Genomic DNA, 1,258 nt, shown 5'->3' with positions numbered 1-1,258 from the left:
TGGAACATCAACCAGCCTTATGTCCAAAAACCATCGATTCTCGGTACGGTTGGCGAAGTGAGCTACCGATTTGCGACGGATTCTGCAACCGATGTGGTTTCCTTAGATCGCAAAACGGGTGATATGCGCATTCTGAATGCGGGTAGCACCAGAGTTATTGTGTCGGACGCAGGTAACGATAAGTTTACTCCAGGTGAAAGTAGCTTTGCTGTAACGATTAAACAAGGTAGCAACCCGGTTTCTATTACTTATCCAACTCTGGACTTTTCTGCTGGTGCGGTTATCACACCTGTGATGAGTGGGGGAGAAGCCAAAGCAAGCTACCGTCTGATTAACCAAGCTGAGCCGGTGGTTGAGTTGTTATCTTCAGATTCTGGTCGTTTGAAAGTGCTGCATGCTGGCGACTACCAAGTGGAAGTGACGTTAACTGCACGTAACTATACAACTAAAACCGTATTGGTTAACGGCACCATTAATAAAGCGGATCATCCAGGTCTTACGACGAAGCTTCAAACTGTGGAATTTACGCCATTTAAGACGATTAGTTTGGACTTTGGTAAAACGGTAGGCACTCGCACTTACTCATTTGCTGATACCGTGAGCGAAGAGCTTGCCACGTTAGACAATGCGAAAGCTGAGTTGACGCTAACTAATTACTCTCAATATCATTCTATTGCGTTGGATATTTCTGAGAGTGAATCGCGAGATTACAAAGCGTTACCAAGAACAAGAGTCACGGTTAATGTCGATTTGGCGGAATCGGGTGTTGCAGATAAATACACACAACTTGATAGCGAACAAACCGTCATCGTCAGTACCCTCAGTGCCCCACAGTTTTCCAATTTAGAAGAAAGTGAGTTTGGCATCATGGGGTCGCGTTCGGTGCGTGAACCGACGGATGATGAGCTGCAAAAACTTGGCAAAGGTAAGGTCGCGCTGTTCTTGTTAAAACCAGTGGGTAGCGATGACCGAACCCAACAAAAGGCAGTCTGGGTACATGTTGCTCGATTTGATGGCTGTACTGCGGATCTGTTTTCTGATGATCTAAAACCATTCGATGCAATTGATTATGATGCAGCAGGCTATTGTGCGAACGGTAGTACGATTCGTATGACTCGCTTTTTAGTGATTGACGACTCTAAACTAGAAAATATTGAGTATGAGTTGGCAGCGCCAATCGTGTACTACCGTCGCGGTCAACGTGAGTTCTTAGCGAGTGATGACGGCTGTTTTTATGCCAAGCCAAATGTGGTGTACG

At 45.7% G+C, this 1,258-nt stretch carries 1 pseudogene; it reads left to right on the top strand.

Going from position 1 to position 1,258, the window contains the following annotated elements:
- Window positions 1–1,258: pseudogene (locus R7Q47_RS25105) on the top strand (cadherin repeat domain-containing protein); the annotation flags it as partial.

The sequence above is a fragment of the Vibrio sp. Vb0349 genome (genome assembly GCF_033338975.1).
Note: the sequence above shows the minus strand (reverse complement) of the source record. Positions and strands in the feature narration are given on the sequence as shown.